The 4,879-nt window shown below is 70.6% G+C and carries 4 protein-coding genes and 1 pseudogene; 1 reads left to right on the top strand and 4 read right to left on the bottom strand.

Going from position 1 to position 4,879, the window contains the following annotated elements:
* On the top strand, positions 1–887 hold an 887-nt coding region (locus ACT4N8_RS01320), incomplete at its 5' end, for a citrate synthase (RefSeq protein WP_444856333.1).
* On the opposite strand, the gene ACT4N8_RS01315 is transcribed toward ACT4N8_RS01320, so the two are convergent.
* The 4 genes and pseudogenes from ACT4N8_RS01315 to ACT4N8_RS01300 all read right to left on the bottom strand — a co-directional run.
* Positions 888–2,276, bottom strand: coding sequence for a sensor histidine kinase (locus ACT4N8_RS01315; protein ID WP_444856332.1), 1,389 nt, complete (start codon positions 2,274–2,276; stop codon positions 888–890). It lies immediately after the preceding gene.
* The gene (locus ACT4N8_RS01310) at positions 2,273–3,367 is read right to left on the bottom strand and encodes a DUF2336 domain-containing protein (protein WP_444856331.1); all 1,095 of its coding nucleotides are present in this window, start codon (positions 3,365–3,367) and stop codon (positions 2,273–2,275) included. The genes ACT4N8_RS01315 and ACT4N8_RS01310 overlap by 4 nt, the downstream gene beginning before the upstream one ends.
* 35 nt (positions 3,368–3,402) lie before the next feature.
* A complete protein-coding gene (locus tag ACT4N8_RS01305; protein WP_444856330.1) occupies positions 3,403–4,599 on the bottom strand; it encodes a hypothetical protein in 1,197 nt (398 codons plus the stop codon).
* A gap of 64 nt (positions 4,600–4,663) precedes the next feature.
* Positions 4,664–4,879 (bottom strand): annotated as a pseudogene (locus tag ACT4N8_RS01300) (Hpt domain-containing protein); the annotation flags it as partial.

The following is a 4,879-nucleotide window of genomic DNA, read 5'->3' as shown; positions in this document are numbered from 1 at the left end:
TCATGTGCGGCGTGGTCGGCGCGCTCTCCGCCTTCTATCACGATTCGACCGACATCACCGACCCCAAGCAGCGCATGATCGCCTCTCACCGGCTGATCGCCAAGATGCCGACGATCGCGGCGATGGCCTACAAGTACAGCATCGGCCAGCCGTTTATGTATCCCCAGAACAACCTGAGCTACACCGGCAACTTCCTCAGGATGACCTTCGGCGTCCCGGCCGAGCCCTATGAGGTCAATCCGATCATCGAAAATGCGATGCGGCGCATCTTCATCCTTCACGCCGATCACGAGCAGAACGCCTCGACCTCGACGGTCCGGCTCGCCGGCTCTTCGGGCGCCAACCCGTTCGCCTGCATCGCCGCGGGGATCGCCTGCCTGTGGGGCCCGGCCCATGGCGGCGCCAATGAGGCGGCGCTGGAAATGCTGCGCGAGATCGGCCGGCCCGAACGGATTCCGGAATATATCGCCCGCGCCAAGGACAAGGACGATCCCTTCCGGCTGATGGGCTTCGGCCACCGCGTCTACAAAAATTTCGATCCGCGCGCGAAGGTGATGCAGAAGACCGCCGAGGAGGTGCTGAACGAGCTCGGCATTTCGGACCCCGTCCTCGACACCGCCCGCGAGCTCGAGCAGGTCGCGCTCAGGGACGATTATTTCATCGAGAAGAAGCTCTATCCGAACGTCGATTTCTATTCGGGCGTGATCCTCAACGCGATCGGCTTCCCGACGACGATGTTCACCGCGCTCTTCGCCCTCGCCCGCACGGTCGGCTGGGTCGCCCAGTGGAACGAGATGATCGCCGACCCCGAGCAAAAGATCGGCCGCCCCCGCCAGCTCTACACCGGCGCGGCGCAGCGGGATTATGTGCCCGTCGAGCGGAGGTAGTTAACCCGCTTTCGTCAGTGGAAGTGTGAAGGTGAAGCGCGCGCCCTGCCCCGGCGCGCTATCGACGGCGAGGTCGCCGCCCATGGCGCGGGCGAGGCGGCGGGCGATGTAGAGGCCGAGGCCGGTGCCTCCGGGCTCGGTCGGATCGACCCGCTCGAACTTCTCGAAAATCCGCTCCTGGTCCGCCTCGGCGATGCCCTTGCCCTGATCGGCGACGATGACGATGGCGAGATCGCCCTCCTGCTCGGTGCGGATCCAGACCTCGCCGCCCGCCGGCGAATAGCGCACCGCATTGCCGATCAGATTGACGAGGATCTGCAGGCAGCGGGTGAAATCGCCGGTGGCGGGGAGCGCGTCGGCGTCGCCGGGACCGTCGATCCTGACCTCGCGGTCGGCGGCGCGGACGGTGAGCAGGCCGGCGGCGCGGCGGGCGACGTCGGCCAAATCGACCGCCTCGGCGGTGGGACGGAAATCGGGCCGCTCGATCGCCTGCAGGTCGACGAGATCGTCGATGAGCGAGAGCAAATGGCGGCCGGCCGAGGCGATGTCGGCGGCATAATCGGCATAGTCGCTCCGCAAGGGCCCCTCGGCGCGCTCGCGCAGCCGCTCGGCATTGTCGACGATGTCGGCGAGCGGCGTTCGCAGGGCCGAATCGAGGCGCGCGCCGAAGGCGTTGCCGGAGGCCGAGCGCTCTTCCCCGCTCGGTTCGGGCGCTGTCTGGCTGTCGTCCGCCGCCACTGCGGCGCCGCCAAAGCCCGCGACCCGCCCCATGCCGTCGATTAGCGGCACGCCCGAGAGCCAATAGCGCCCGGTCCGGCCGCCGCGCAGCTCGGTCAGCTGGCCTTCGAATCGGCTGTGCTCGGCGAGCGCGGCGAGCAGGGGCAAGCCGCCCTTCTCGTCCTCGCGGAAGCGGAACAGGCGAGTGAGCTGCTTGCCGATCAATTCGGCTGAGGCGCGACCGATCGCCGCCGCCGCGCCGGCGGAAAGCGCGGTGATGCGCAAGGTGTCGTCGGTCTCCCAGGTCCAGTCGGCCGAGGCGCGCTGAAAGTCGCGCTCGCGCGCCGCCGGCCGATCGGCGGGCTCGACCAAAGCCGGGCGCTGGGTCCAGCCGGTGATCGAAAGCGCGACCTCCTCGCCCGCGGGCTCGGCGCGAACCCAGAGATCGACGTCGTGATCGCCGTCGGCGGCGATCGCGGCGCGCGAGACGGTGATGCCGAGGCGGCGCGCCAAGCGCGCGAGCGCGGCGATCTGCGGCACTGACAGGGCGCCGCCAGCGCTGCCGCCGGCGCGCTCGTTGAGCGCGGCGAGCGGCGGATCGGCGAGGATCAGCCGCCCTTCTGCGTCGACCCGGCCGGTGACCGGGCGATCGTCGCTGAGGACATTGCTCATGCCGCCTCCGCCGCGGGCCGGGCCCGGGTCGAGATGCGCGCGACGCTGGCGCGGTAGGCGGGATGGGCCTGCCAGAGGCGGAGCACCTCGCGCGCCGAGCCCTGGTCCATTGTGTCGAACAATTCGAGCTGGGCGGCGGTGGCGTCGCCCTCCTGGCCGGAGAAGATCGGCCCGCGCGCGTTCAAGGCGAGCAGGATCGCCGCCGCTTCGTCGCGGCCGATGCCGGCGGCGCGGAGCAGCAAGGCCGGGCCGCGGCCGCGCGGATCGGCGAGCACCTCCCAGGTGGCGCCGGGCTCGAGCGCGCAGAGCGTCGAGAGGCCCGCGAGGAAGAAGGGCAGCATGCCGTCCTCTATGGTCCGGACAAGCGCGGGGCCGTCGAAGCGGCCGGCCGCGTGCAGGCGCTTGGCGAGGCGCAGGGCGCGCGCCTCGAGGCTGTCGCCCTCGTCATAACCGGCGATCAGCGCGCCGGCCGCCTCTTCGACGGCAGCGTCGACCGCGCCGATCTGATGCTGCTGGACGATATAGTGGCGAAGCGCCGCGGCGACGATCCAGACCGTTTTATGCTGGAGCTCCGCGGGCAATTCCGCCTTGCCCAATACAGGCTCCTGGAAGCGGTCGAAGCGGCGGCTGCGCGCGATCACCAGCTCCATCGCCTCGGCGGCGACGGCCTCGTCCGCGTCGCGGACCAGCTCGAACAGATATTCGTCGCGCGTCAGCGGCGCGCGCGCCGTCCAGAAGCGATGCTCCTCGACGCGGCGGACGAGCAGGGTGCTGAGCTCGGCGTCGCGCAGCACCTGCGCGCGCTCGAGGATCGGCAGCGCGATCGGCACGCGGGCTGAGGAGAGCGCGGCGACGAGCGCCTCATGCTCGGCGAAACGCTCCGCCAGGTGCACGCGCAATTCGTCCTCGATCGAGCGGACGAGGCGGGAGAGCAAGGCGGCGGCGGTGACCCGCTGCCACTCGGTCAAGCGGGCCTGATCGGGCAGGAGAAGATCGGTCGCGGCGACGGCAAAGCGCTCGCGCGCCGCGGCGAGCAAAAGCCGCGCGGCGTCGCTCCGTCCCTCGCGCCTCGTCGAACCCGGATCGGCCATCGTTTCGTCTTAGCCCGCACAGGGTTAAACTGTGGCTAATCCTGCGGCTTAACCTGTCCCGCCGTGGGACGGGCATGGGCGTGGCGCTGCGCCCAGAAGAAGCTCGAAGCGGCATAAGCGAAGAGGAAGACGAGCCCCATTTCCCAGCGGCCGAAGCCGGCGAAGGGCAGCATCAGCCAGATCATGCCCTTGCGCTCGGCGAGCAGGAAGCCGCCCGGCGGGCTTTTTCCCTCCAGCTCGATGCCGAGCGCGACAAGGAAGGCGAGCGTGATCGCGCCGAGCAGGACCATGCCCCACCCGTGGCTCGCCGCGAGCGCATAAGCGAGGGCGAGCAGGCCGGCGCCGGCGAACGCGGGCATCAAATAGCTCCACCAGCTTCGCCCCGCATCCTCCTGCATCCGCACCCGGCCGAGGCGGATCGCGACGCCGTCAAGCGGCGTGGCGAGGAGCATCAGCGCGAGGCCCGTCCCGAACCAGCGGAAGCCGAACGCCACCGCGCCGAGCCCGGTGAACAAGGCCGCGGCGGTGCCGATCAGCGTGGGACTCGCGGGACTCGGCACAAGGAAATGGGCAAGCGCGCGCTCGAGCGGCGCCATCAGCCTTGACAGCCAGCCGCCCCGGCTCTCGGCGGCCGAAGCGAGGATCCGGGCTTCGAGGCCGGCTGCGTCGTCGAGTCGGTCGAGGATCGCCACCGGACCTTCCGCCGCGAGATGGCGCGCGTGAGCCTGAAGCGCCCGGCGGAGCAAAGTCGATTGCAGGTCCCAATCGCGCAGCATCGCGGCGGTCTTGCGAAGGAGCGCGCCATCGATCGCGGCGGCGCCCGCCCAGCGCGACTGGCCGTCGATCCGCTCGTAAAGCTCGCCGAAGCTGCCGTCCGGGACCGTAAGCACGGCATGGCCCTCCGCCTCGGCGAGACGGACGAGCTGGCTGGCGTCGACCACGGCGCCGTCGGCGATCAGCAGCAGCCGGTCGGTGGGATCGATCGTCTCGGCCGCCTCCTCGGCGCCGCGTGCGACCTCGACCGGCAGGCGGGCGCGGCGCAGCCGATCGATCGCCGCGACCAGCTCGATCGGCATCCGCTCGGCGACGAGGACGATCCGGGTCGCCCCGGCGGCGGCGGCGAGACGGACCTGGCGCTCGACGACGGTGCGGCCGGCGAGCGGCAGCGCGGCGCGCAGCACCCCCGCCTCGTCCGCTTCGTGATAAGCGCCGATCAATGCCGCCAATGCCAAGAAACACCCTCCGCAACGGCGGAGAGCCTAGGCGGACGGCTTCACGGATGCAAAACGGTTCGGCTCAGTTCCCGGCGAAATCGTCGATCGCCTCGCCGATCTTGCGAAGCGCGACGGGATCGCCCGGGGCGCCGACGAGCGCGTCCTCGGCGAGCGCGACCAGGCCGCTCGAGCCGAAGCTGGCGGCGAGGCTCTTGAGCCGCGACGAGGCGACCACCCAGTTCGCATCGCAGCGCGCGCGGCCCATCAGGTCGAGCTGGCGCGCCGCGCTCTCGATGAA

The organism is Sphingosinicella sp., from assembly GCF_052387495.1.
Taxonomy (GTDB): Bacteria; Pseudomonadota; Alphaproteobacteria; order Sphingomonadales; family Sphingomonadaceae; genus Allosphingosinicella.
The sequence above is the reverse complement of the archived record's forward strand: the minus strand, read 5'-3'. Positions and strand labels throughout refer to the sequence as shown.